Annotated in this window: 20 protein-coding genes and 1 tRNA gene; 9 read left to right on the forward strand and 12 right to left on the reverse strand. The window is 58.1% G+C overall.

The window, feature by feature from the left end; translation table 11 throughout:
• The first annotated feature begins 14 nt into the window (after window positions 1-14).
• The 4 genes from ACSYSO_RS00570 to ACSYSO_RS00585 all read left to right on the forward strand — a co-directional run bounded on the left by ACSYSO_RS00570 (window position 15) and on the right by ACSYSO_RS00585 (window position 4,066).
• A complete protein-coding gene (locus ACSYSO_RS00570; RefSeq protein WP_491701798.1) occupies window positions 15-1,295 on the forward strand; it encodes an aminotransferase-like domain-containing protein in 1,281 nt (426 codons plus the stop codon).
• An 83-nt stretch (window positions 1,296-1,378) separates the two neighbouring features.
• Window positions 1,379-2,998 (forward strand): D-alanine--D-alanine ligase family protein, encoded by a 1,620-nt coding sequence (locus ACSYSO_RS00575; RefSeq protein ID WP_491701799.1) that lies wholly within the window; start codon window positions 1,379-1,381, stop codon window positions 2,996-2,998.
• 139 nt (window positions 2,999-3,137) lie between these two features.
• A complete protein-coding gene (locus ACSYSO_RS00580; RefSeq protein ID WP_489799694.1) occupies window positions 3,138-3,344 on the forward strand; it encodes a hypothetical protein in 207 nt (68 codons plus the stop codon).
• A gap of 308 nt (window positions 3,345-3,652) precedes the next feature.
• A complete protein-coding gene (locus ACSYSO_RS00585) occupies window positions 3,653-4,066 on the forward strand; it encodes a sterol carrier family protein (protein ID WP_489799692.1) in 414 nt (137 codons plus the stop codon).
• A 269-nt stretch (window positions 4,067-4,335) separates the two neighbouring features.
• On the opposite strand, the gene ACSYSO_RS00590 is transcribed toward ACSYSO_RS00585, so the two are convergent.
• Both ACSYSO_RS00590 and ACSYSO_RS00595 read right to left on the reverse strand, forming a co-directional pair.
• A complete protein-coding gene (locus ACSYSO_RS00590; protein ID WP_491701800.1) occupies window positions 4,336-4,971 on the reverse strand; it encodes a GNAT family N-acetyltransferase in 636 nt (211 codons plus the stop codon).
• 204 nt (window positions 4,972-5,175) lie between these two features.
• Window positions 5,176-5,246 (reverse strand) — tRNA-Gly (locus tag ACSYSO_RS00595).
• A 472-nt stretch (window positions 5,247-5,718) separates the two neighbouring features.
• Between ACSYSO_RS00595 and dcd the strand changes: the two genes are divergently transcribed.
• Both dcd and rlmB read left to right on the forward strand, forming a co-directional pair.
• A complete protein-coding gene (gene dcd / locus ACSYSO_RS00600; RefSeq protein WP_491701801.1) occupies window positions 5,719-6,300 on the forward strand; it encodes a dCTP deaminase in 582 nt (193 codons plus the stop codon).
• Window positions 6,301-6,567: 267 nt separating this feature from the next.
• Complete coding sequence (gene rlmB, locus ACSYSO_RS00605; RefSeq protein WP_489760489.1) at window positions 6,568-7,560, forward strand: 23S rRNA (guanosine(2251)-2'-O)-methyltransferase RlmB; 993 nt, start codon at window positions 6,568-6,570, stop codon at window positions 7,558-7,560.
• A 168-nt stretch (window positions 7,561-7,728) separates the two neighbouring features.
• Here the strand turns inward: rlmB and ACSYSO_RS00610 are convergent, their stop codons facing one another.
• Both ACSYSO_RS00610 and ACSYSO_RS00615 read right to left on the reverse strand, forming a co-directional pair.
• Window positions 7,729-9,186, reverse strand: a complete 1,458-nt coding sequence (locus tag ACSYSO_RS00610; RefSeq protein ID WP_489799686.1) for a DUF4032 domain-containing protein — start codon at window positions 9,184-9,186, stop codon at window positions 7,729-7,731.
• 382 nt (window positions 9,187-9,568) lie between these two features.
• The gene (locus ACSYSO_RS00615; protein WP_489799684.1) at window positions 9,569-10,696 is read right to left on the reverse strand and encodes an ABC transporter ATP-binding protein; all 1,128 of its coding nucleotides are present in this window, start codon (window positions 10,694-10,696) and stop codon (window positions 9,569-9,571) included.
• Window positions 10,697-11,481: 785 nt separating this feature from the next.
• Between ACSYSO_RS00615 and ACSYSO_RS00620 the strand changes: the two genes are divergently transcribed.
• Window positions 11,482-11,706 carry a hypothetical protein gene (locus ACSYSO_RS00620; protein WP_491701802.1) on the forward strand — a complete coding sequence of 75 codons (225 nt, stop codon included), beginning with the start codon at window positions 11,482-11,484 and terminating at the stop codon, window positions 11,704-11,706.
• A 566-nt stretch (window positions 11,707-12,272) separates the two neighbouring features.
• The gene (locus ACSYSO_RS00625) at window positions 12,273-13,748 is read left to right on the forward strand and encodes an ATP-binding protein (RefSeq protein ID WP_491701803.1); all 1,476 of its coding nucleotides are present in this window, start codon (window positions 12,273-12,275) and stop codon (window positions 13,746-13,748) included.
• A gap of 285 nt (window positions 13,749-14,033) precedes the next feature.
• Here the strand turns inward: ACSYSO_RS00625 and ACSYSO_RS00630 are convergent, their stop codons facing one another.
• From ACSYSO_RS00630 to ACSYSO_RS00660, 7 genes are all read right to left on the reverse strand, one after another.
• Window positions 14,034-15,149, reverse strand: coding sequence for a mucin-binding protein (locus ACSYSO_RS00630; protein ID WP_489760519.1), 1,116 nt, complete (start codon window positions 15,147-15,149; stop codon window positions 14,034-14,036).
• 657 nt (window positions 15,150-15,806) lie between these two features.
• Window positions 15,807-16,643: a carbohydrate ABC transporter permease gene (locus tag ACSYSO_RS00635; RefSeq protein WP_489760518.1), complete on the reverse strand. Its 837-nt coding sequence runs from the start codon at window positions 16,641-16,643 to the stop codon at window positions 15,807-15,809.
• Window positions 16,640-17,494 carry a carbohydrate ABC transporter permease gene (locus ACSYSO_RS00640; protein WP_489760516.1) on the reverse strand — a complete coding sequence of 285 codons (855 nt, stop codon included), beginning with the start codon at window positions 17,492-17,494 and terminating at the stop codon, window positions 16,640-16,642. The genes ACSYSO_RS00635 and ACSYSO_RS00640 overlap by 4 nt, the downstream gene beginning before the upstream one ends.
• A 50-nt stretch (window positions 17,495-17,544) precedes the next feature.
• Window positions 17,545-18,864 carry an ABC transporter substrate-binding protein gene (locus ACSYSO_RS00645; RefSeq protein WP_489760514.1) on the reverse strand — a complete coding sequence of 440 codons (1,320 nt, stop codon included), beginning with the start codon at window positions 18,862-18,864 and terminating at the stop codon, window positions 17,545-17,547.
• A gap of 114 nt (window positions 18,865-18,978) precedes the next feature.
• Window positions 18,979-20,382: a GH32 C-terminal domain-containing protein gene (locus ACSYSO_RS00650; protein ID WP_489760513.1), complete on the reverse strand. Its 1,404-nt coding sequence runs from the start codon at window positions 20,380-20,382 to the stop codon at window positions 18,979-18,981.
• Window positions 20,383-20,547: 165 nt separating this feature from the next.
• Window positions 20,548-21,663, reverse strand: a complete 1,116-nt coding sequence (locus tag ACSYSO_RS00655) for a LacI family DNA-binding transcriptional regulator (RefSeq protein WP_489760512.1) — start codon at window positions 21,661-21,663, stop codon at window positions 20,548-20,550.
• Between the two features lie 11 nt (window positions 21,664-21,674).
• Entirely contained in the window at window positions 21,675-22,274 is a 600-nt protein-coding gene (locus ACSYSO_RS00660; protein ID WP_489760538.1) for a DUF624 domain-containing protein, read from the reverse strand.
• Between the two features lie 213 nt (window positions 22,275-22,487).
• Here ACSYSO_RS00660 and ACSYSO_RS00665 point away from each other — a divergent pair, with 213 nt between their 5' ends.
• Window positions 22,488-22,682, forward strand: coding sequence for a hypothetical protein (locus tag ACSYSO_RS00665; RefSeq protein ID WP_491701804.1), 195 nt, complete (start codon window positions 22,488-22,490; stop codon window positions 22,680-22,682).
• Window positions 22,683-23,106: 424 nt separating this feature from the next.
• On the opposite strand, the gene ACSYSO_RS00670 is transcribed toward ACSYSO_RS00665, so the two are convergent.
• Window positions 23,107-24,978 carry a threonine/serine exporter family protein gene (locus ACSYSO_RS00670; RefSeq protein WP_489760537.1) on the reverse strand — a complete coding sequence of 624 codons (1,872 nt, stop codon included), beginning with the start codon at window positions 24,976-24,978 and terminating at the stop codon, window positions 23,107-23,109.
• Between the last annotated feature and the right edge of the window lie 271 nt (window positions 24,979-25,249).

A 25,249-nucleotide genomic window follows, 5' to 3' on the forward strand; every position in this document is an offset into this window, starting at 1 on the left:
AAGGCTTGGAACGCATGGTGAATGACGCAAGCACACCCACTCCGAAGGTCATCAGGAACGACCCTTGGTACGATTCCTATGCCTCGAGGGCTCAGTCCATGCAGGCCTCCGAGATTCGGGCGCTCTTCTCCGTGGCATCCCGGCCTGATGTGGTCTCGCTTGCCGGCGGCATGCCCTACTTGAAGCGCATGCCGTTCGATGAGCTTTCCGATTTGCTGGCCAAAATGTTGCGCGACAAGGGCGATCAGGCGTGGCAGTACGGCTCTGCGCAGGGCGATCCGCATCTGCGTGAGGACGTGCTGCAGATCATGGAGCTTGAGGGCATCACCGACGTGCAGGCTGATGATGTGGTGATTTCCAACGGATCGCAGAATGCCATCGACTTGGTTACGCGTATCATGTGCGACCCGGGAGATGTGGTGATTTCCGAAGCCCCGAACTACGTGGGGGCACTTGGTGTGTTCCGCTCGTTCCAAGTGGAAGTGGCCAATGCCGCCACCGACGAGGACGGGTTGATTCCCGAGTCGTTCGAACAGACCATCCTGGATCAGCAGGCTGCCGGCAAAAAGGTGAAGTTCCTGTACACCGTGCCTAACTTCCACAACCCCGCCGGTGTCACGCTCAGCGTGGAACGCCGTCCGCGCATTCTCGAGATCGCCCGTAAATATCATGTGCTCGTTGTGGAGGATAACCCCTACGGCCTGCTCGGTTTTGATGGCCAGACCTATCCTGCTCTGCGCTCCATGGACAGTGAGAACGTGGTCTATCTGTCCAGCTTCTCCAAAATCATCGCTCCTGGCATGCGCATCGCATGGATTGTGGCACCTCCGGGAATTCGCAAAAAACTCGTGCTCGCCAATGAGGCGAGCATCCTGTGCCCGCCGAATATGAGCCAGATGACCATCACCACCTACCTCGACAACTTCGACTGGAAAGCGCAGATCGCCGACTACCGGGGTATGTACAAGGAACGTTGCGATGCGATGGACACGGCGTTGAAGGAATATCTGCCGTACTGTTCGTGGAACAAGCCCAAGGGCGGGTTCTACATATGGCTTAAGATTCCCGACGAACTCAACTCAAAGGCCATGCTGCCGCGCGCCACCACGGCGAAAGTCGCGTATGTGGCCGGTACGGGCTTCTATCTGCACGGTGAAGGCACGCATCATATGCGTCTCTCGTTCTGCTACCCCACACCCACTGAGATTCGCGAGGGGATTCGCCGCCTGTCCGGGGTGATGGAAGCCGAGCGTGAGACCGCGGAGCTTTTCGGCACGTCAGGGCCACGCGGCTGACCGGCGCGCCATGCACTACGGTTGCAGCTCACCCCAAGCTGCATAACCAGCACATTCGGCACAATACGAAAGCAGGGTATACGATGGACGATTCATTGCAGAGTGATTCATGGCTGCCGGCCAAGCAGACGAGCGACGGTGCTGAAGCAGACGAGCGGAACTCGTACGAGATACTTACCTCGCTGTTCAACTCGGTTGATGCTGCGGGTGCCGCGTCAGGTTCCGACGAGTCCAACGGCACGATTGATTTTGGCTTGCCGGAGGATTCGGCAGCAGAGGTTTCCGCAGATGATAGTGCCGATTTGGTACACAATGAGTGGGCTGAGGCCATTCATGGCGATGCCGCTGACGATGCTGCCGATGATTCTGGTGCATCTGCGAATGCTGCAGCCACTACCGGCTACTCTTTCATGACTGACCGGTCGGACAGCTCTGACTTTGCCCCTTCCGTCGGTGGTGTGGCTTCCCTCTCGGTCCCTATGATTGACGGCGCCGCTGTCGCGGCTACGGCAGCGAAAGATTTCGCCAGTCCTGTATCTGTTGATGCTGCTGGTGATGCCGCTGCTGGCGATACTGATGCCGCTGCCGGTTTGCTCTCCGATATGCGTGACATGTCTGGTGAGCAGGATCGTGACGTTGACTTCGTGCCGATTCTCTTCCCTGAGCATCGAGGTGAGCACGCGCGCAGTAACTCTGATTCAGCGTTGCCGACGCTCTCTGGAGCAGGTCTCGGCGTTGACCGGTCCTCCACCACCGTGCTGGTGATATGTGGCGGTTTCAGCCATGAGCGCGATGTCTCCATTGCGTCCGGTCATCGTGTCGGCGGGTTCTTGGAGGAATCCGGCTGGAACGTTGCCTTCCACGATATGGACGGCGATCTGCTGAACTACCTTGCCGATCCGGCAACTCGCCCCGACATTGTCTGGCCGCTGCTGCACGGTGCCATCGGTGAGGACGGCTCGATTCGTGACATCCTCGAGATGGAGGGACTGCCCTATATCGGCTCCCGCCCCAAGGCATCCCGCACCGCGTGGAGCAAGCCCATCGCCAAGAATATGGTACGCAAGCTCGGTGGCCTGTCCACACCGCATTCGGTCACGCTGCCCGAGGCCATGTTCCGTGAGCTTGGTGCCGGCAGGGTTGTGGACTTGCTGGTCAAGTCGCTGCAATTGCCGCTGTTTGTCAAACCCACCATGGGTGGTTCGGCCTTGGGTTGCACTCGTGTGGATGATGCCGCGCAGCTCCCGCAAGCTATGGTGGACTGCTTTGCATACGGTGATGTGGCGCTGGTTGAGCAAGCTGTGGCCGGTACGGAGATTTCGGTGTCGATCCTCGACATCGGCGGTGAGTCTCTGGTGTTGCCGCCACTGGAGGTGTCCACGCCGGAGGGAAGGTACGATTATGAGGCTCGTATCGTCCCTGGCCCCACAGATTTCTATGTGCCGGCCCGTTTGCCGCAGGAGACGCTGAAAGCAGCGCAGACAGCAGCCAAAAAAGCACATGAAACGTTGGGTTTGCGTGATATCTCCCGCACTGATTTCATTGTGGATGAGCAAGGTGTGCCGCAGTTCCTCGAGGCCAATGTGGCGCCGGGCATGACGTCTACTTCGCAGCTGCCGCAAGCTGCTGTGGCGGCTGGCTACAATTTGGGTGACCTCTACTCCTACCTGGTGGAGTCCGTGCTGAACGAGCACCGTGCCTAGAGCATCAGCGTAGTGTGGATGTGTGGCGCTGCTGTTCAGATTTTGTCCATACTCACAGACTTTTCACATTCCATCAGCTATGATAGATACTAGAGTTGGCTTGAAAGGGCGAGTCAACAGTAATCAGAAAGGAGCCGTCATGGAGAAAAAGTCTTCGAACGGTTGGAAGTTCTTTGCGCTGCTCTTCGGAGGTCTGCTCGCTGTAGTCGTCGCCATGTATGTGCGTAAGCAGCAGAATCCGGATTACGATCCGTGGGAGGAGCCTTGGGAGAACAGTTCCTCGCCCGTCGATTTGGGTCTTGACAAGGAAACCGGAGAGATTCCGACCACGCCAGGCTTGGCCTGATTGTTTGTTCCCCGCTGCCGCGCTGTTGAGCTGAGGCAGCAGGGAACCTTATTGCGGCTGTTCTGAGCACCGTGTGGTGTTTGGGGCAGCCGTTTTTCGTTATACATACCGTTGTAGCGGTGTATTGCGGCGGTTGTGGTGGTACTGATTCATAATCGGAGACATCAACCAGATTGTGTGTCTGCTGTTTATAATCTCGATTCGGTGACGTGGAGTGTGTCTGCTGTTGCGCCCGCCGCTGTCCACGCGTCCGTTGCGCATGGTCCGTGTATCATAGTCCGGCGGCATGTCCAGCTTATAATGGGCGCATGGCTGCAATTCGAGAGCAAGATATTTCCAAAGGCATGCGTGCGTTCGACCAGTGGCGATCTGCCGCCGAACCCCATCGCAGCGAATCGCTGGAGGCAAGGCTCGCGTTCTCGCCCGATTTGCCGCGCCCCACTTGGGCTATGGCAGTGCGTTACTCGCTTTATTTACTGGAAAACAAGGCTCCCGGTCCTGGGGTGGAAGTGCGCGTGGCCCCATGGAGCGCCGTCAAGATTCTCGACGGTCCGGCCTCGGATCCTCACAACCTCACCCCTCCGGATGTTATTGAGCTGGAACCGGATGTTTGGCTGCGCTTGGCTTGCGGTCTGACCCAGTGGGCCGAGGAGAAAGAAGCCGGCCGCATTACCGCAGTAGGGGAGCGCGACGACCTCTCCGCCCTACTGCCGCTTGATTAACCGCCTATTTTGCTGCGAGTAAAGCTTGCGTTACTTCCTCTACCTTCGTTACCTTCGCTCCCCTCACGTTCATTCCGCGAGTACTTTTCGAGCGCATGCGGGTAAACCAAAAATAAAAATGGCGGAATACCGCGGTTTTCAACTGACGGTTATGCCGCACCTCTCGAAAAAGTACTCACGGAATGAGCGAACCCCAATATGAGGCCTATAAGTAAGCCCCATCGCGCCAATGAATTGGGCAATGGGGGATAGGTCTCGAGATTCGCTGGTTATCGCGCCTGCCATTCGCGGCGTGTAATCATTTGGATGGTTGACGGGTAGCGTTTGCCGATCAGTGGGTAATCGCAGTCGATGCCACTGCACACGGTGTGCATGCCGCAGTGCTCCATCACACGGCGCGAGCCGATATTACTGTCGTAATGTTGCCCCCAAACGGCCGGTACCTGCAAGTCGTTGAACGCGTAGTCCAACAGTGCGGTCAGAGCTTCAGACGTCAAGCCTTGTCCCCAGAAGGGTTTGCCAATCCAATATCCGATGGCTCGCGCACCGAGCAGGTCATTCCCGTATTGCGCGCGCAACGCATCGTCACTGTTGATCGTGGCGATGATGTCGTCTTCCATGGGCTTGAGGCTGATGCTGCCAATCGGGCCGCTGGCGGTGCCGGTATCGTTGCTGTCGTTAGCGGTAGTGGCATTGTCGGCGTCGTTGCGCAGCACGATGGCGAAAGTACCGTCGTCGCTGAGCACATTGGTGATGGTATCGCGGCTTTCCTGCACGCTGCCGTGTGCTGGCCATCCCGCGCGCGGCCCGACCTCGGCGTCGTTGGCGTAATGGAACAGGGACTGGGCTTCGGCGTCATCATGGGTGTTCCAAGGTCTCAATACGAGGCGTTGCGTGGTAATCATGTCGTGTCCTTCCCTGTTGCGTAGTGGTAGCCGGGTGTATGGGATGCCTATCCGGGCTGCGCAGTGCAACCCTGGCCGCAGCACATGCCGGTTAGCAGCATGGTATATGCCCTCTCGCATAAGGGGAGTAAACCGAAGTCCAGCATATGGAACCAGCTGGTGAAGGTAGCATAACATCTGACGAAGTTGTAGAAGTCGTAACGGAGCGGATGACGGGAGTCGAACCCGCCTCTGAAGCTTGGGAAGCTTCCATTCTACCGATGAACTACATCCGCATGTAGCGCAAGCGCATACGGGCTTCACCATACCACAGTTTCTCTTACATAACAATGTGCGCGGCCGTGTCGCTGCAGGTGCGGTCATAGGCATGAACTGTGCTTCTGCGCGTTGCTGCTGGGCTGCATGACCTTACTTAAGCTGGAATGCGCAGACCTAGGTACCGGCATCGAGCGGAGCGAACTCCACGCTCGCTTCAGATACAACAAACCCCGGTGGGCTTGGCACCGGGGTAAGGAGAAGAGAAAAGAAGAAAGGATTCAATTATCTGGGACTGTGCCCGGCCAGTTGTTGCTGACAACTCTTATATAACTACCTCAAGCTCCGAGGAAAGCTGGAATTACCTGAGAATTGTCTGTGAAACGGAATTTGGCGTGTACCACGCGCCTTGCCTGTGGCAGCGGCTAGACTGGAACCAGACTATGCCGGCCGTCAGTCCGAGCGCCGGCGCGACCCAAGGAGACTGGATTCATGCTGCTTTCCGATCGTGACATTCTCGCCGCTCAAGCCGACGGCCACATCTCGCTCGAGCCGTGGGATCCTTCCATGGTGCAGCCGGCGTCCATCGATGTTCGCCTTGACCGCTATTTCCGTCTGTTCAACAACCATGCCTACACCTATGTGGATCCGGCGGAAAACCAGGGCGCGCTCACCGAACAGTTCGAGGTCGGCCCGGACGAGCCGTGGATTCTGCACCCCGGCGAGTTCGCGCTCGGCTCCACATGGGAGTACATCAAGCTCGACCCCACCATGGCGGCGCGTCTGGAAGGCAAGAGTTCGCTGGGGCGCCTCGGTATTCTCACCCATTCCACTGCCGGGTTCATCGACCCGGGGTTCGAGGGGCACATCACCCTTGAGCTGTCGAACGTGAGCACGTTGCCGGTAAAGCTGTGGCCGGGCATGAAGATCGGGCAAATGTGCTTCTTCGAGATGAGTTCGCCCTCTGAGCATCCCTATGGGTCGTCCAGCGCAGGGTCGCACTACCAGGGTCAGCGCGGCCCTACGCCTTCGCGCTCCTACGAGCACTTCTATCGCGCGCATATCGAGGACTGAATTGGGAGGACACGCACGCGGGCTGTGCGTCGGGGCTGTGCGTCACTTTAGTGGCATCGAGCAGTTGAGACGGCACACCGTGTGCAGCAAGGTTCCCGTTGCAGGATTAGCATAATTCAGGCGTCCACGAATAAACGGACGCGGTACGGTACAGTTTACCTGATTGCGATGCAGCAACAGTACAACTGTCATACTTCATATTCGCTGCGTCGAGTGTGAACCGCCTGCGGCATAAGCGTTGCCGCGGGGTGCTGGGACAATGGGAGCATGGCTAATAAGAAGGGCCCGACTAAAGGTTCGGGCGGGAAACATCGCAATGCATTGAAGGGCAAGGGCCCCACGCCCCGCGCCGAGGATCGTACGTACCACAAGGCATATAAAGCCAAGAAGCGCAATGAGAAGCGGGAATTCTCCGATCCGCGTCTCGCTGCGCGCCGTCGTGCCACCAAGTACGCTTCGGACTCCGACGACTTGGTATTCGGCCGCAACTCGGTACTTGAGGCGCTGCGCGTTGGTGTGCCGAGTTCGCAGCTGTACATCGCCGCACGCATTGAGCACGACGACCGTACGCGCGACATCGTGCGTTTGGCAGGGCAGCAAGGCCTTAACCTGCTGGAGGCTGACCGGCTCGAAATGGACCGCATCGCCCACTCCAAGACGCATCAGGGTGTGATTCTGAAGGTGCAGCCTTACCAGTACTCCTCGCTGCGTGACCTGGTCGATCGCGCTGAGAAAAAGTCGCACGCCATGGAAGAGGCGAGCTCTGTGGCTGCTCGCATGACTGCACGTCCGCTGTTCATCGCGCTTGACGGTGTGACCGACCCGCAGAATCTCGGCGCGGTCATCCGCTCGGCGGCGGCGTTTGGTGCCAACGGTGTGATTCTGCCGGAGCGTCGTTCGGCTTCTGTCACGGCTGCTGCGTGGAAGGTTTCAGCCGGCGCTGCCGCGCATTTGCCGGTGGCGCGCGTGGTGAATCTTACCAAGGCCATCGAGGCCCTTAAGGAGCGCGGATATTACGCGGTCGGACTTGACGGTGGTGGCAGTGCCGTGGTGGGAGAGTCCGGGTTCGAGACTGACCCACTGGTGGTGGTGCTCGGTTCGGAAGGCAAAGGCTTGAGCCGTCTGGTGCGTGACGCTTGCGATTCGATTGCAGGCATTCCGATCAGCAGCAATGTGGAGTCGCTCAATGCTTCGGTGGCGGCAGGCATCAGCCTCTATGCCGTCTCCCGTGCGCGGCAGAAAGCCGGCGACGCGGCCTGATTGGTGTGTGGTGAGGCCGCTGTGCAATCTTCATTCAATAGGGATGTTTTTCGGTATTGAGACGATTTGCGGAATAAAGAATCGTTGGAAAATCGCCGTTTTGAATATTCAGTTTTCGCATTTTCGCGAAAACGTCCCTACTGAATGAATTTGGTCGGCTCTCAGGGTTTATTGCGCCCAGACTGAGGCGTCTTGGTCATATTCATCGTCGGAATCATCGGCGTTGAAGTCGCCAGTGCTCCCGGCTCCGTCGGCACCGCCAAAGTCCGCAGAATCGCCGTAGATCGAGCGCTCGTCGATGACGCCTGAGTCGGCATCGGCGTTGATTTCAGCCAATGCTTCTGAATCCAAACCGTACTGCGGCAGCGCATGCTTGATGTAATCATCCGCAGCCAGTGCAGTCGGCACGTCGTGCCCCGCTTTTTCTGCCATTTTCCAACGATTCTCAAGTACTTCGTGGAAAAATTGCGCAGGCTCAATCTGTGAACGGTATTGCGCTGGAATCATGCGCACAGTAGGCTCGAACACTTCGCGCATCCAGTCGGTGGCCACGATTTCCAGCTCTTCGCCATCTCGCCATGTGGAGGCGCGGTAGGCATCCAAATCGTTGAGCAGACGGCGTGCCTGATTCTCCTGCACGTCCAACCCGGTGAGCCGCAGCAGCTTGCGCGACGCGTAGCCGGCATCGACCACGCGCGGTCGCACCAGCACACGGTTGCCGTCTGGCGCGGTTTTGACTTCCAACTCGTCCACGTCAAAGCCCAAATCATTGAGTTTGTTGACGCGCTTTTCGATTTTCCACATCTCGTCGGGTCCGAAGTCTTCTTCATCGGTGAGTGCGGCCCACAGCGAATCGTAGCGTTCGATGAGTCGGTTGCCCACCTCCACTTCGTCCACATTGTCGGGTAGCAGTTTGCCCGAGCTGAGATCCATGAGTTCGCCGATGATATTAGTGCGCGCCAGGTCCATGTCGTAGCTGCGCTGGCCTAGGGACAGTGAGGTGTGGAGGGCTCCGGTCTCGGCATCTACCAAGAAGGCGGAGAATGCGTCGGCATCGCGCAGAAACAGCACATTGGAAAGGGAGACGTCGCCCCAGTAGAAGCCTGCCAAATGCAGACGTACCATGAGCACGGCGAGAGCGTCGATAAGACGTTCTGCAGTTCCGGCGCGTAGGTTTCGAGCAAACAAGGCACGGTAGGGGAGGGAGAATTTCAACTGTTTGGTGACGAGCATGGATTCCAGCGGTTCGCCATCTTTGGTGTGGCGCCCCGTGACTACGGCGATGGGGCGGACGGTGGGCAGATCAAGCTTTTGCAACCTGCGTAGCAGCTCATACTCTTTGGCAGCCATACGGCTGGTGATCTCTTTCATCGCGTAGATTTCGTCACCCACATGCACGAATCGCACCACGTGCCGGGAAATGCCTCGTGGCAGGTTGGCGAGCAGGTCTTCGGGCCATTGCGCCAGCGGCAGTTCCCACGGCAAGGTGAACATTTTCGGATTTGAGCTTGCGGCAGTGATGTTGAGCGCGCGCGGCTCGGCCATGGTCTCGCTGTTGGCGTCCACATTTACGGACGTCGCTTTGATTACGCGAGGGTCCATCTGCTCAGATCCGGTCAATTTCATACCTCCAATGTAGCGGCAACGCGCGATGCTGCGCGGATGGGTCGGTGGTTTTGGTTGGGTTGTATGCGGTGGTGTGTATTTAGGAGGTGGCGTGTATGTGGTGCTGTACGTATGCAATGGGGGCGTGTATGCGGTACCGCTGTACGTATGCATGGCGGTATGTGTGCACACCGCTGTACCCGGGGCTGTGCACACCGCTGTACTCAGGGCCATGTGTGTACAGTGCCGTGTGCGTACTCAGGGCTGTACGTACAGCGGCGGGCATCGGCTGATACTTCGGCTGCCGTAACGCGCAGAAGTCCCGCAAGCGGTTGGGCTGTGCGGGACTTCTACAATTGCACGCTAACTGAATGCGAACCGGTCAGTTACTGACCTTGGCATCCTAGTTGAGGCGGAGCTCAGAGGCCGGCGAGAAGAGATGCATCTTGGTCGGATCGATCTTGATCTTGACCGTCTCTCCGACCTTCGGCAGCTTGCGCGGGTTCACGCGGATGGTAGTGAGCTTGTTCTGGTCGCTCATGGTGGCTGTGGCTTCGGCGGCGGAACCGTCGGTGACGATGTTGCCGTAGATGTATCCGTCAGACCCCAAATCCTCTACGTTGACCACGTTGAGGGAGAAGGCGTTCGTGTCGTCGGCGTCAGCCAAATCGGCGTCTTCGGGACGGAAGCCAACCACGATCTGACCGTTGTCCTCGGCCGTCAGCTTGTTTACCGCGTCGGCAGGCAGATCCACGGCATCGCTGCCAATCTTGGCCTTACCGTCCACCACCGGGTGGGTGTTGATGTTCATGGAAGGCGAGCCGATGAAGCCGGCCACGAACACGTTCGCCGGGCGATCATACAGCTCGGTCGGCGCGCCTACCTGCTGGAGGATGCCGAGCTTGATGACGGCAATGCGGTCGCCCATGGTCAGCGCTTCGGTCTGGTCGTGGGTGACGTACAGGGTGGTGACGCCGAGCTGGCGCTGCAGGGCTGCGATCTGGGTACGGGTCTGCACACGCAGCTTCGCGTCCAAGTTGGAGAGCGGCTCATCCATGAGGAAGACCTTCGGCTTACGCACGATGGCGCGGCCCATAGCAACGCGCTGGCGCTGGCCGCCGGAGAGTGCCTTGGGCTTGCGGTCGAGGAACTCGGTGAGGTCGAGCACCTTCGCCGCCTCTTCCACGCGCTTGCGGATCTCGTCCTTGGGTGTGCCGGCAATCTTGAGCGCGAAGCCCATGTTGTCGGCCACGGTCATGTGGGGGTAGAGTGCGTAGTTCTGGAAGACCATGGCGATGTCGCGGTCCTTGGGCTGAACGGTGGTGACGTCCCTGTCGCCGATGAAAATCTTGCCCTTGTTGACCTCTTCGAGGCCGGCGAGCATGCGTAGGGTGGTGGACTTGCCGCAGCCGGAAGGGCCGACGAGCACGAGGAATTCACCGTCTTTGATGTCGAGGTTGAGGTTGTCTACCGAGGGCTCCGAATTGCCCGGGTAGATACGTGTGACGTTGTCAAAAGTGACTTTTGCCATGATGTTCCTTTCATCGGCAGGTACGTGCCGAACGATCCGTTGTGAAGGGTTCTTTTTACTGGTGCTTTGGTGCCAACTTCGGCTCTGAAACTCCAGTGTTTGTTACGCAGCCCGCGCGAAGGTCTCTCCGGCGAGCCGTTAGTGTTCTAGTATACACGGCTTTGACGGGGTGCGGCGACGTTTTCCGAATTTTGGTCGGGAATCGCGTTGGTTGCCTTGTGTGTGATTCCAGTTGCTGACCTGAAATGGTGTTGGGGCGGTGGTGGTTGGATGGCGAGTTGTGTTGGGTGACAGGGTTGACGCATTTTTGGACATTGACGCGTATACCGACAGAAAACGGGTGGCTTGTGTCGATATTTGCGGCGGTGATCAATAGTGCAGTAGAAGTTCAGTGCGGACCGAGTGGCTAGGGTCGAGTGGCTGGGGCGAGTGGTTGGTGAGTTGGTAGATTGTGCGCACGGTTGCAGACGCCGTTTTCCGAAGACGATATCAACTCCGCGCTCGCATTGCGTTGGTATCTCGCGCCGGTGTAGACGTGGGTTCGAATGAGCAATTTCCATAAAGGTGGCATATGTGGTTTTGTGAGATGGGCAGCCTGACTGTTGCGCGTCGGTTCTGACGTGTTGGGCGCGGGGTGTGCAACAAAACCGACGCTAAGTCGGAGTAAGCGACGGTTTTGTTGCATGGGAGTGAGGCAGCGCAGCGTTTCCGTCGCTGACTTGCGCGCAGTGACGGTTCTGTTGCGCAGAGCGAGGTTGATGCAGCATTTCCGTCGCTGAGGTGGTGTGAGCGTCGGTTTTGACGCGTTGGGTGCGGGTTGGACTGAGCTGACTGGTTGGCGAGCTGGAGGGTTGGCTGTGCTGGTTGAATCGGGTGGATCTAGTCAGCTGGTGGGGTTGGGTGGACTGAACGGACTGGATGGATTGGGTTGGTTGGCTGTCGACCGTCGGGCTGACGGATCGGGGTTGTATGGACCTCGTGGGCTGGACGGACTGTACCCGCTTTGGTAGTTTGCGCCGGAAGATGGGTACGGTTTGGTTATAAAAGTGGAGTGTGGTGATCGGATCGTACCCACTACTGTGCTTGTGGTGGAGTGTGGGTACGGTTTGGTTACGAAGGGTACGGTTGGTGTCTGAATTGTACCTATTGTGGTAGGTTGCATCTGGAAGTGGGTACAGTTTGGTCATGAATGGGGCATATGGTGACCGAAATGTACCCATAATCGTGGTGCTGATGGTATTTGGGTACATTTTGGACATGGCACGAATAGCGACAGAAAACAGCCAATTTCTATCGCTTTTCTGGCAGTGTGAGTCTGTTGTGCATGGAATGTGTGGCGATTGATGCGGCACTGCAAAGGGACTGCGCTCGAAAAGTGCGCTGATATATTGCGCAAGAAAAGTGTAGAAATGTGCTATACCTTCCGCTCGAAAAGTGTATCAAGTGTGGTTATCGTGCGCATGAAAAGTGCGATATACTTGCTTACAGTGCGCATGAAAAGTGCTCTGCAGTAAGCGGAAGCCTTATAGAAAGCCGGTTTTACAGGCTGCACGGATTAAGAAACGAGGAGCTAGGCATGTATCGAGATATCGACGATAAACTGCTGCGCTGGAGCCGGTCAGCTCGCCGCAAACCCCTGGTGCTCTGCGGTGCGCGTCAGGTCGGCAAAACCTATGCGCTGCTCCATTTGGGCCAGAGCACCTACGCTTCGTACGCCTATGTGAACCTGCTGGATGAGGCGAGCCGCAACGCGTTCGCGCCGCAATACCGGGCGCAACAGGTCATCGAAAACATTGGGCTGCTCACTGGAGTCAACATTGAACCGGGTCGCACGCTGGTGATTATTGACGAAATCCAAGAGGAACCTCGCGCGCTGTCTCTGCTCAAAGCGTTCGCTGAAGAAATGCCGGAATACCATATCGCTGCGGCGGGGTCGTACCTTGGCATCGCCTATCACGCCGGGCGTTCGTTCCCCGTCGGCAAAGTTGACATGCTCGACATGTTTCCACTCACCTATCTGGAGTACCTGCGCGCGGCAGGCAAAGAGCAGCTTGCACGGTGGATAGGTGAGGGCGACTTTGAGCGGCTTACGGCGTTCGAGGCCGATCTGCAGCGGGAGTTGCGCACATATTATTACGTTGGCGGCATGCCGGAAGCGGTGAACGTGTTTCTTGGGGCAGGTACCGAGACGGGCGGTTCCGGTGCAGACACTCTCTGTGCAGACGCTCCCGGTACAGATGTGCAACCGATTCATCGAGATGAGGGGCACGTGAGTCAGCGCAGTGCGGGGCAGTCGAGTCGGCGCAGCGAAACGCAGCCGTGGAGCAGCCTGGCGAAACGCGCCCGCACGCGCGACGATTACGCGGCAGTGCGCGCTGTGCAGCGTGAATTGCTGACTGCGTATGATCGCGATTTTTCCAAGCACCTGCATGGCGATGTTGCGGTGGATGCGGAACGCGTGCGCCTGGCGTTCCGCTCTATTCCCGCCCACCTGAGCCGTGAGAATCACAAGTTTGTGTTTGGGCATATTGCTAAAGGTGCTCGTAGCGCGCAGTACGAGACAGCCATTCAGTTCATTGTGGATTCTGGTTTGGCCATGCGTGTCTACCGCCTGTCCAAAATAGCCTTGCCGTTGCGAGGGTATGAGGATTTATCGGCGTTCAAACTGTACATGCTCGACGTGGGGTTGCTTGGAGCAGCAATGGACGTTGATGCCGGTGAGTTGCTGCTCGGGAATACGGGACTTGAGGAATACAAGGGGGCGATGACTGAGCAGTATGTCTGCCAACAGTTGGTGGCGGCCGGGCAGTCCCCCTACTATTGGGCATCCAAAAATGGTTCCGGGGAGATTGACTTCGTAGTCAAACACGGTGGCGCTGCAGCTCCAATCGAAGTCAAAGCTGAAGAAAACGTTCATGCGAAAAGTCTGAAGACGGTGTGCCGTGAGACCGGACTGCATGGCTACCGGTCGTCAATGCGTGGATTCCGTGAGCAGGACTGGCTGACCAATGTGCCCTTGTGGTCGGTGGGAGCGTATTTCGCGCGTGTGTGAGGGCTTGCTGGGCGTTGCATGAGTTCAGCGGCAGTGCCTTGGCGGTGAGCGCGCATGCTGAGGGCGCACCGATAGATAGGGTACATAGCGCAGTGGTGACGCCGCAGGTAGGGGCAAATGACGAGAGACGAAAGTTAAATTCGAGTGTGACTTCGAGTCGAACTTGAGGTTAGGCTGTAGCAGTCTGGACTGGGCTGGGATGATGTGCTTGGAGATTCAGCTGCGGTGGAATGAAGCGAGTTGAGTTGGGCTGGTCTAAGGTGCCGCCGACCGAGCAGTATCCGCCTAATCTGTCTCACCCAGCTCAACTTGTCTGATAAGGCGTTGTTGCTTGCGTTTCAGCAGCAGTGCCCCGGCAGTGAGTGCACATGCTGTGAGCGCGCCGACGAGTACGGCGCCCAATGCAGTCGTGGCTCCGCCGGTGAAGGGCAGTGCTTTGATGGTTTTGCGGTAGGTGACCGTCACTGTCGAATCCAGGCTGTCAATGGTGATGCCGGTGAGTGCTGCCACGTTCCGCATGTCGGGGGTGTAGCCGGTAATGCTTGGGCTGTCTACGGAGTCAAAACTCGTTTTTCCGGCCGCGGCGATCCAAGAGGTATAGGAGACAGCATTGGTGGTGGGGTCGGTTTCTTTGATGCGTGTGAAAGTGACGGTTTGCACAGTGTCGGGCTGCGCTTGGGTGCCATTGGTGTACATGTAGGTGATGGTTCGGGTGATGTTCTTGGTGATGGTTTCCGTGGGGTTGGCCGCGTAATAGATGTAATAGTTTTGGTCGGTGCCAGTGTCGGTGTCGTATGTGGAGGTAATCGTGTAGGTGCCGTCGGCGTTTCTGGTGATGCCGGGATCTTGGCTTACCGGGTGGTGATGCGCGGGTATGGTGCCGGTGAGTGTGGCGTTCAAGCTATCGTTGGTGAAACCAGTGAATGTTTGCGAGCGGTCGATATCTTTGGTTCCGCTTGCAGGTTTGGGGTTGGTTGTCTGATTGGTGCCGAGGTTGATCCAAGTTGCGTTGATGGTCTGCGGTTGGCCGGTGTAAATGTAGTAGGCATCGGTGTTGCCGTAGCCCAGAGTGGCGCCGGGAGTGGTGGCGCTCGCGATGGTGCCGTCGCTGCTGTAATAGGTGTTGGCGGCTCCCGGATAGTAGATGGTATTGGAAACATCTTGTGCCCAGAATTGTTTCATTGATGTACCGTTGCTGACTGCTTGGGGCAGGGTGTCGAGACTGGATGCGAGATTGAGTCCGTTCGGGCCGACGGTGGCGGCAAGGTCTTGGCGTTGCTGTGGTGTGAGGCTGGACAGGTTGGCCGCGGACAGGGGAGTATAACCGGCAATGGTCTTAGGTGTGACGGTGGCCGGTGTGGTGGAGGCGGTGCCGGCTTCGTTCTGCTTGTTGGTGGGCATGCCGGCTTGGGTGGTTACTGGCGAGAGTGATTGGTCGGTTGCTGGTCCAGTGCATGCTGAGGCAAGGGACGGTTTGATGAAATGAGGTGCAGCGTACGCAGCGGAATCGACGTTGAGTCCGCGTGAGCGTCGGTTTTGTTGCGTTGAGTGTGTGGGATGCGATGTAACCGTCGTTGAGGCGGTGTGAGTGACGGTTTTGTCGCGCTGAGTTCGGCTAAAGTAGCTGAACCGACGTTGAGTTTATGTCAGTGACGGTTCAGTATCTTGGGATGCTGCGTGCACGACACAACCGTCGCTGAGTGTGAGAATGTTGGTTTGTTGGTTCAGTACTTGCCAGCGTCGGTTTTGTTGCGCATACACAACCTTTCGCGACACAACCGACGTTGAGTCCGCGTCAGAGACGGTTTGGTGGTTTGTGGTGCGGTGTGCATAGCGTTTCCGTCGCTGAGCGTGTGTGAGCGACGGAAACGCTACGTGGGGGTGCAGTAGCGCAACGGAACCGTCGCTGAGCGAGTGTGAGCGACGGAAACGCTACGTGGGGGTGCAGTAGCGCAACGGAACCGTCGCTGAGCGAGTGTGAGCGACGGTTCCGTTGCTGCTGATGGCGTTGCGACGTTTCCGTCACCGGGAGTGCCGCTGCTCAGCGCAGCGCCCGGTTTAGCCTTTCACAGCTCCGGCGAGCACGCCTTTGATGATGTACTTCTGACAGAACAGGTAGAACACCACGATAGGAATGATGGCCAGCACCAGGCAGCCCATCATTGCGCCCATATCTACCGAACCGTAGCCGCCCTTGAGATACTGGATGGCAATGGACATGGTCTTGTATTTGCGCATGTCCAGCGTCAGGTAGGGCAGGAGGAAGTCATTCCATATCCACATCGTCTCCAAAATGGCGACGGTGATAATGGTCGGCTTCATGATCGGCACGATGATGCCGAAGAAAATCCGCGGCACGCTCGCGCCGTCAATCATTGCGGACTCCTCCAACTCCTGCGGAATACCTTTAATCGTGCCGGTGAAAATGAACACCGCCAAGCCCGCGCCGAAGCCCAGGTAGATGATCCACAAACCCCACGGGGTGTTGAACCCGAGGAGGTCGGCCATCTTGGAAAGGGTAAACATCACCATCTGGAATGGCACGATCATGTTGAACAGGAACAGCGTGTACAGCAGCTTGGCGGCCCAGTTGTTGACGCGCACGATCCACCATGCACACATGGAGGTGCACACCAGGATGAGCAGCACGGAGCCGACCGTCACGACCAACGTCCAGCCAAAACTGGCAATCAGATCGGTTTGGTCGATGCCGCGCTGGTAGTTCTCAAGCCCGGCGAAAGCCTCGCCGGTGGGGATGGAGAACGCGTTCTGCGAGATGTATGAGCGCTTTTTGAACGAGTTGATGACCACCAGGATGATCGGGAAAATCCAAATCAGCGAGACCGCTGCAAACAGTGCGGTCCATAGTGCCGGATGCTTGACATTACGGTTCATGCCGCCACCTCCTTGGATGTCGTCAGCTTGTTCTGAATAAGTGCCACCACGGCAACGATGACGAAGAAGATGACCGCCTTGGCTTGGCCCACGCCTTCAAAACCGACGCGCCCGTAGAACGTGCGGTAGATGTTGAGGGTGATCATCTCGGAGGTGTTCGAGGGAGCGCCATTGGTAAGCGCGAGATTCTGGTCGAACACTTTGAATCCGTTCGTCATCGTCAGGAACGTGCACACGGTGATGGATGGCATCATGAGCGGCAGAGTGACGTGGAACAGGGTCTGCCGTCCGCTGGCGCCGTCCACCGAAGCCGCTTCGATCACGTCGCTTGGCAGTGATTGAAGGCCGGCGATATAGATGATCATCATGTAGCCGATTTGCTGCCAGCAGTACAACATCACCATGCCCCAGAAACCGTACGTACTGGAGTAGGTGATTGATCTTCCCCAGTGTGCCAGAACCCCGTTGAGCAGCAGCAGCCAGACGTAGCCTAGGATGATGCCGCCGATCAGGTTGGGCATGAAGAACACCGAACGGAAGATGTTCGCGCCTTTGATGGCTTTGGTGAGCATGTAGGCAATGGCGAACGCTACCACGTTGACGATGATTACCGTCACCACGGTGAACGCTACCGTGTACCACAGCGAATGCCAGAACTCCGGATCAGCGAGCGCTGTTTTGTAGTTTTTCAGTCCTACGAACTTGGCGTCTGTCACCGTGCTGAACTTGGTCAGGCTCAGGTAGAGGCCCATGATGAAGGGCACTACGAAGCCGATGGTGAAGGCTGCCACCGTTGGTAGGGCAAAGAGTGCCCACCAGCGGCGAATTGACTTGCCGGCCATAGATATCATGTTGTTGCTTCCTCCTATGAGGAACCCGCGCGATTGCGCGGGTTGCCATCCTACTTCTGCGAGGCCTTGTATTCCGTGGCCCAGTTGTCGACGAAGGCGGTTTTCACCTTGTCCCACTTGCCTGTGCCTTGTGCGTACTCGAGCAGAGCGCCGGAGAGGTCCTGCACCCACTGTTGGCTGGGAAGGGGGTAGATGACCACGTCGTTCTTGCCTGCCTTGGCATAGGCGTCGTTGGCGCGGTGAATGGGGTTCTTGGTCTTGAAACCGGCTTCGGCGTACGACTTGAACGGGGTTTCGAAGCCCATGTCGTTGGTGACGATCTTGCGTGCGGAATCATCGTTGAGGATGTAGTCGAGGAACTTTTCGGTCGCCTTCTGATCGGCTTCGGACGACTTCTTGTTCATGGCAAGATACTTGAAGCTGACGGTCAGTCCGTTGTTTTCCTCGCCGGGGATGCCCATGTAGATCGGCAGCACGCCCATGTCTTTGTCTTCCACCTTTTGGCCCTTGAGCTGTGCGTAGGCCCAAGATCCGTTCTGGATGAACACTGCGTCACCGAGGGCGAATTCGGAGTTCGAATCGTCCTGTGTGGCGCCGGAGAGCCGGGAGGCGGGAACGGTGGAGTCGTTGACGTACAGGTCGAAGAGCTGCTTCATCTCGGGCAGGTATTTGCCGCTCACCGTGGCGGGCTCGGTGGTGGTGTTCTGGTCTTTGTACTCGTAGTACACCGGGATGTGCGCCATCTGGTCGCCGTAGCGGCCGGATGAGCTGGAGTCGAAGCCGGCCGAGGAGAACGCGCCTTTGACGCCGAGATCGCTCTTATGCTTCTGGATTTCGTCGGCGACGGTCTTGAGTGCATCGAAGTTGGTGAGCTGGTCGATGGACTTTACCGTGGACCAGTCGGCGTCGAAGTACTTGCTGAGTAGTGCCTTGTTGTAGACGATGCCGTACCTTTCCATGCAGTAGGGCACCGCTCCCACGGTATCGCCGTCTTTCAGGGCGTATTCGGGCTTTTGCAGGTCCTTGTACATTGAGGTCTTCGACATGTCGGCGTAATAGTCGGTCCAGTTGGCGAAGTCATTGTTGTCGACTTCGAAGAGGGTGGGTGCCTGGGACTTTGCCAGCTCGCTCTTGAGGGTCTGCTCTCCCGAACCGGACGAGGCCACGGAGATGTCTACGGGAATACCGGTTTTGTCGGTAAAGTTTTTGGCGAGCTGCTTGAATTCGTCTTGCTGTTCGGGTTTCCCGCTCAGGAAGTAGACGTGTCCGTCACTGTCTGAGCTTGAACTCGAGCTGCCGCAGGCGCTTAGCCCGCAAACGCTGAGTGCCGCTGCCGAAACCAGGGCGACTGCCTTCATTGTCTTGTTCATTCGTATGCCTCCTTTGGCAACTTCATCATGTTGTTTCACGTGAAACATTGTGGTTTTCGTGGGCCAGGCCGACTGCCCTGTCGAGCCCGGCCACGGTATGCCAGTAGCGCTCGGTTACTGGTCGCTGGAGTCCTCCTTTAGGCCTTGGGCGATGGAAATGTTGGAAAGTTCGACTGTGCCGTCGGTGACGAAGGCGGCCAGCGCATCTCCCGTGTGCTGGTACATGCGCACGTTAAGTGCCACGCCGTCGACGTACAGGGTGGCGATGGAATCGTCCGCTACCAGCCGCATATGGTAAGTGCGTCCTGCTTCGAGGGCGAGCGGTCGTTCGGTGCCGATGTTCATATTGGTGAACCAAGGCCAGTTGGGGCTGCCTTCGAACAGGTAACGGTTTTCGGCCACGGGGAACTTGAACTGGTAGGAACGGCCGTCCTCTTCGTTCTTGCGCAGGCGCAGGCCGAACGAGCGTGTGCCCGCGCTGAATTTTACGTCGGCTTCGAAGGCATACAGGTCGCCGGTGTTCTGGAACAGGATTTGCTCCTGGCGGGCGTGCGGGCTTTCGATGGTCACGTCGGCAATCGGCTGACGTTCATTGAACGCGTCCCACAACGTATCCACCGGGCGGCAGCCCAGCGTGCCGTCTTCGCGCTGGTAGACCTCATGCGGCACGAACGCTCCGCCCCACTCGTAGTTCTTGGCGTCGTCGTTCCCCTCTTTGGTGCCTACCCAGCCGAACAGCACGCGCTTGCCGTTGAGCTCAAACGTGCGGCCGGCGTAGTAGGCACTGCCGTCGAATGCGTCATCGTCAGGTGCGATCCACGGGCCTTCCAAGCTTTTTGCCATGCGGTACACCATCTTGTGGCCGTCGCTGTATTCGGTGACGATGTGGTACCACCAGTCGCCCATCTTGAACAGATCCGGCATCTCATGCATGGTGAACAGGCCTGGTGCCCAGAAGTCGCCTTCGAACGTCCAGTTGGTGAGGTCCTTCGAGGTGAACTTGACGGTGCGGCCGGTTTGCAGGCTCTTGGGGCCTTGCAGACGGGCGCCGAGGATAAGCAGGTATTGGTCGTGTTCGTCGTCGCGGATTACCCATGGGTCGCGCCAGTCGTCCGGATCGTAGCCGGGCTGGGGCGTGAAGGTAAGTGCGTCTTGGGTTTTCTCCCAGTGGTACAAGTCGTCGCTTACGGCGTGCATGAGTACCTGGGAGGGCTTGCCCTGCCCCTCGTAATCGCGGTTGTAGCCGGTGTAGAACGCGTGATATTGCCCCTCGGCCTCGAAAACGGAGCCGGCGTAGATGAACTGGTCTTGTTCGTCGTCGCCGCCGCGAGGGATGGCGGTGCCGTAATCCTCATAGTGCACGAAGTCCTTCGTGGTGGCCAGTGACCAGCTGAACGGCTCTCCGAACGGTACGGGGTTACGGTTGTCGCGCTGATGGAAGAGGAAGAAATCGTCCCCTTTGCCAAAGGGCATGCAGTCGCCGAACCAAGTGCCGGGGAATTGATAATACAGCTTCATTGATACCTTTCTCCGCAACCGGCATTGGCTGCGGCGAAGTCGTGCATGACGGTGCGGGAAGGCTCCGACAGGCAGACTTGTGTACTGGACAATCATTGTCACAACTGAGGTTAATCGCTTAAGCTCAGTTGATAGTTTCAGATAATAGCACGCTTATCGCGGCTGTCAAATCTGACGCACGGAGGCCCGCTCCACCACAGGGCATTCCACAAGCTGCGCGTTGCCGAGTGTGGTGAATGCTGGGGTTGAGCGGTGGTCTTGGGATGATGTGCTGGTGTCAGCGGTGCTGTTGCTGATTGCTGCGGCCTCGTCGTCAGAGCCGGTACCTGAGTTGACATCGACATCGGCGCCGTGCATGGTAAGCAGCATACGCACGCCCAGCACTCCCAGCTCGTACTGTGGCAGGCCGATGGTGGTCAGGCTCGGGTGCAAATGCGCGGCGATGACCTGCTGGTTATCGAAGCCGACAAGCGAAATGTCTTCAGGAACGCTGACTTGGCGTTCGTGCAACGCGTCATACAAGCCCATGGCGAGACGGTCGTTATGGCAGAATGCGGCAGAAACGCCGGCGTTCAGCAGCGCGTCGGCAGCACCATATCCGCCTTCTTGATTCGACGCTGCGGCGATGACCAGAGACTCGTCGAAGGCAATACCGGCCTCCTCCAGCGCCTGCTTGTACCCCAGCAAACGTCCTGTCGAAGCTGGGGAAGGCTTGGGATCATTGAGAAACGCAATGTTGCGGTGGCCTTGTTCGATGAGCAGATGCGTGGCGCTGTACCCGCCTTGGCGCTCGTCGGGCACCACGGAACGGAAGCGGTGCCCCTCATCGAAACAGTTGACCAGCACGTCGCGTTCCGCGTGCAGCTCGGCCGGTGGCGTGATGGCCTGGTGAACCCATGACGAGTAGATGATGCCTTCCACCTGATGTTCCATCATGAAATCGAAAGCGGAACGTTCAATGGAACGTTTGCCGCTAGTGTCAACGATGAGCAGAATCTTGCCGTTGCGCCAAGCCTCGTCCTGCGCACCGCGGATCACCTGGCCTGCGAACGGGGACGTTGCCACCCCGTCGCTGATAAAACCGATCAACGACGACGAGCCGCGCGCCAAACCCTTCGCCAAAGCGTTCGGATGGTAGCCCAGTTTCAGCGCCACTTGCTGTACTCGCTCGCGGGTGGCTTGCGGAATGCGCGCATTGCGGTTGTTGTTGATGGCCCACGACGCCGTCGCCGTAGAGACGCCGGCCGCCGTGGCCACGTCCTGCAATGTCACTCTTCCCATACGTTGTGATGTTACTTGGTGTACTGCTCAAATGTACGTTCCAGCAGCGGGATATGGAGCATGATGAGGGTGCCGTAGCCCAAAACCAGCAGCAGGAACAGGCCTTGCGGAAGGTAGAACCAGCAGGCCAGCGCCAAGGCTGCGAACACGGCATCGATGGCAACCAGCGCCAATGTGGTGCCGAAATAGGAGACCCCGAAAATCAGCCCGTTTTTGAATGTGCCCCAGACGGAATTGGAGAACCGGGCTTGCAGAGCCCATGTCCACTCAAAGCCGACAATCCACAGCAGGGTGAACGCGATTTTCGGGATGAGCAGCGGCGTAATCTGTAACAATATCCATGTGCACACCAGAGCGGCGCCAACGATGCCGTATACCGCCCACAGTGCGGTGGATTTGGCGAAATTCTCTTTGAACGCGCGGAAATAATTCGCGGTAACATGCCCCTGACCTGCCAAGGCGCGACGGTTGGCATCGTGGCCGGCTGCCAGCGCGGCGCCTATGGTGACGACGGGAATGGAGGTAAGCAGCATCAGGATGTTGATCCATATGGCGTCGGTCAAGTCTGCGACGCCCTGCATGAATTTAGAATCGGGTGACATCCAGCTCATTGCCTCGTTGCTCCTTTGGTCGGTGGCGTGCGTTCGGTGGTGGTTGGGACGGTTGGGACGGTTGGGACGGTTGGGGTTAAGCGCTACAGCATCTCCGCCCAACATTACCGTGCGTCGCCATCACTTGCCGGTTTAGCATACTCTGCGTGGGCGAAGTTCAGCCTGCCGAATTGGTGTTTGCATTGTTGCGGTGCTGAGGCAACATCGTTTTGCATGGACGCAGTCCATCGTGCCTACACGGTCGACGACTATAATGTGGCGCGCGCATCGCTTTGCACGGTCGTTGTTCATCTGTTCGAACAAGGTGCCGTTGACGCATTTATCGTCAACGAATCGTGCACTGGTATCGCGCTTGACTGGCGGTGGTACGGTTCTGACGGTAAACAAGCGCAACAGAACCGTCGCTGAGTCGAAGTAAGTGTCGGTTTTGACGCGTTGGGCACGGGGTATGCAACGGAACCGTCGTTGAGGCGGGGTGAGCGTCGGTTCTGTTGCGTGGCGTTGAGCTGACGTAACGTTTCCGTCGCTGCCACGTACTTAGCGTCGGTTTTGTTGCGTTGGGTGCGGTGTATGCAACGGAACCGTCGTTGAATCGGGGTGGGTGACGGTTCTGGCGCGTAGGATCGGGGTAACGCAGCATTTCCGTTGCTGAGTGTTGTGTGCTGTGCGGTTGTGTGGCGTGCTGCCTGCTGCCGCGCTGCGTGGTGTGCGGTGCTGTGCTGCGTGATATTCGGTGCGCGGCCTGCTGCTACGTGTTGTGCGTGCTGCCGTGCTGTGCGGCTCAGTGCTGCGGCGAATCCTTCGCATTGCTGCTGTTTGTCGCAGCTGCTGCTCACAGGTCGTAACGCCAAGTGCGATCGGTAAGCACGCGGGCCATGGCCAAGCCGATGGGCAGACACAGAATGACCATGAACGCGCGGAACGCCCAATTCAGCGCGTCAAGCGTATCAAACTGGCCGAGGTAGAACATGGCACGGTACATGTACATGCCCGGCACCATGATGACGATTGCCGGAACCGTCAGGCAGATCCGTGGGTAGCCCAGGTGCGGCGGCAGGAAACCGTGACGAACCGCGGAACGCCAGGCGCTCGCGAGCAGCCCCGCCAGCATGGCACCCAGCAGTGCGGCAGCCTCCGGCGGCACCCCGAAATCAGTGATGGTCAGGCGCAACGTGTCGGTGACGGCACCGATGGTCGCAGCAACGAGAGCCATGCGCTGCGGTGAATTGAACAGTACCGAAAACCCCCATACACCGCAGAACGCCGCCACAAACCGCAGGCAACCGTTGATCCACGGGTTCAGGTTCATCGGTTCGAAACCCTGCGGGTTGAGATGGACCACTGTGGCCACCATCCAGCCTGCCAATGTGGCCATGACGATGATGGAGAGCGCGTAAAACAGCCGTTGCAAGCCCGATGGGAAGTTGATTTTGGCAATATCGAGACCGCCGGTAATCAGCGGGAAACCGGGGATGACGAACAACATGGCGCCAATATACGCGGTGTCGTGGCGCAGGGCAGCCGGGTCGAACAGGCCGATGAAGCGCAGCGTGCCGATGCAAGCCAAGGCTGCTGCCGCCACTGCCGCGAAGGTGACGAAGAACTGATTAAGGTGGCGGGCGAACATGCGTCGGCGCAGCCACTGGCCGATGCCGGCGCCCACGAATGCGCCGATCATGTCGTATGGGCCACCGCCGAGCAAGAATACGAAGGCTGCACAGGCGATGGCCGAGGCGAGGCCGGAGAACCACGGGGCATACAGTGGCTTGCGATGTTCGATGAGGCTTAACCGTTCGTGCGCCTGTCGGACGGTGATGCCGTTGGTGCCGCTGGTGCGAGCGGTTTGGGTTTGGGATTGCGGTTGCTCTTGCGCGGATTGCTGCGCTCCGGCCTGCTGTGGCCCAGACTGCTGCGCTGCAGATCGCTTGACGGCTTGAGGTGCGGCGTTGCGCGGACTCGATGTTTCACGTGAAACATCGATAATATGGGCGACAGTATGGTTAGATGATTGGCGCGTTGCGGTGTCGGTGCTGACGTCGATGCGGCCGGTGGTGTCGCCGATGTTGGCGCGGTCGCCAGTTCCGGCAGTTTGGTTGGAATGATCGGCATGGTCGAACTGGTCGGCATGGTTTGAAGTGCCGGCATACTCGGTGGTATATGCACCATCAACGTGGTCAAAATGTTCAGCGTATTGGCCCTTCGGCGGTTTGAAACCGCGTCGTTTTGCACGCACAGCGCTTTTGGCCCGCACCTTCTCGGCGCGTTCGCGGGCACGGTGCGCCTGCTGCACGGCGCGCATGGCGGAACGTTTGGCTTCCGGAGTGCCCAAGCGCTCCACGAGCTCCTCGGATATAGCCGGACGTACATGATAGATGGCGGTTTTGCCGAGGTTCACGTTGAACCAGTCGGCGTAATGTTCCAGCAGCCAGATGCGTTCCGTGTTGACACCGGTAGTAGGCAGGTCGATTACCTCGGTGAGGCGCTCGTGCCCGTCGGTGAACGAGGCTTCGACGTCGGTCAGACCCACGTCGGCGCGTACGTGCACTCCCAGCGGATAGGCGATGCGGTGCATCATCTCGCGCACGCGGAAGCTGCCGGTGCCCGAGCCCAGGTCGAGTGTGCCCACGCGCAGGATGACGCTGGCTTTGGCTGCCAAGCTGGCTTCAGCTACCGGGGTGTCCCAGTCGCGCTCGATGTCGTCCATGTCCAGCGGCACGGAATGCGTGTGGTAACGGCTCACCGCCGCCTCGCCCCCGTTCAGATTGTCGTCGAGTTCTCTGTCGACTAAATTGTTTGTGCTGTTCTCTTCGTTCTCTGACAATGCCCTTGCCTTCGCTTTGCCGTGCTGCATTCATCCCTGCTGTTAGTTCGATAATGTGAACGATGCGTGGTGCGCTAAATATTGTACGCGCTGGGCATGCATCGGATTCCAGGTTTGGTCCGGCTTGCGCTTCATATATGGCTGCCATCGCGCT

The sequence above is a fragment of the Bifidobacterium sp. ESL1130 genome (genome assembly GCF_058507935.1).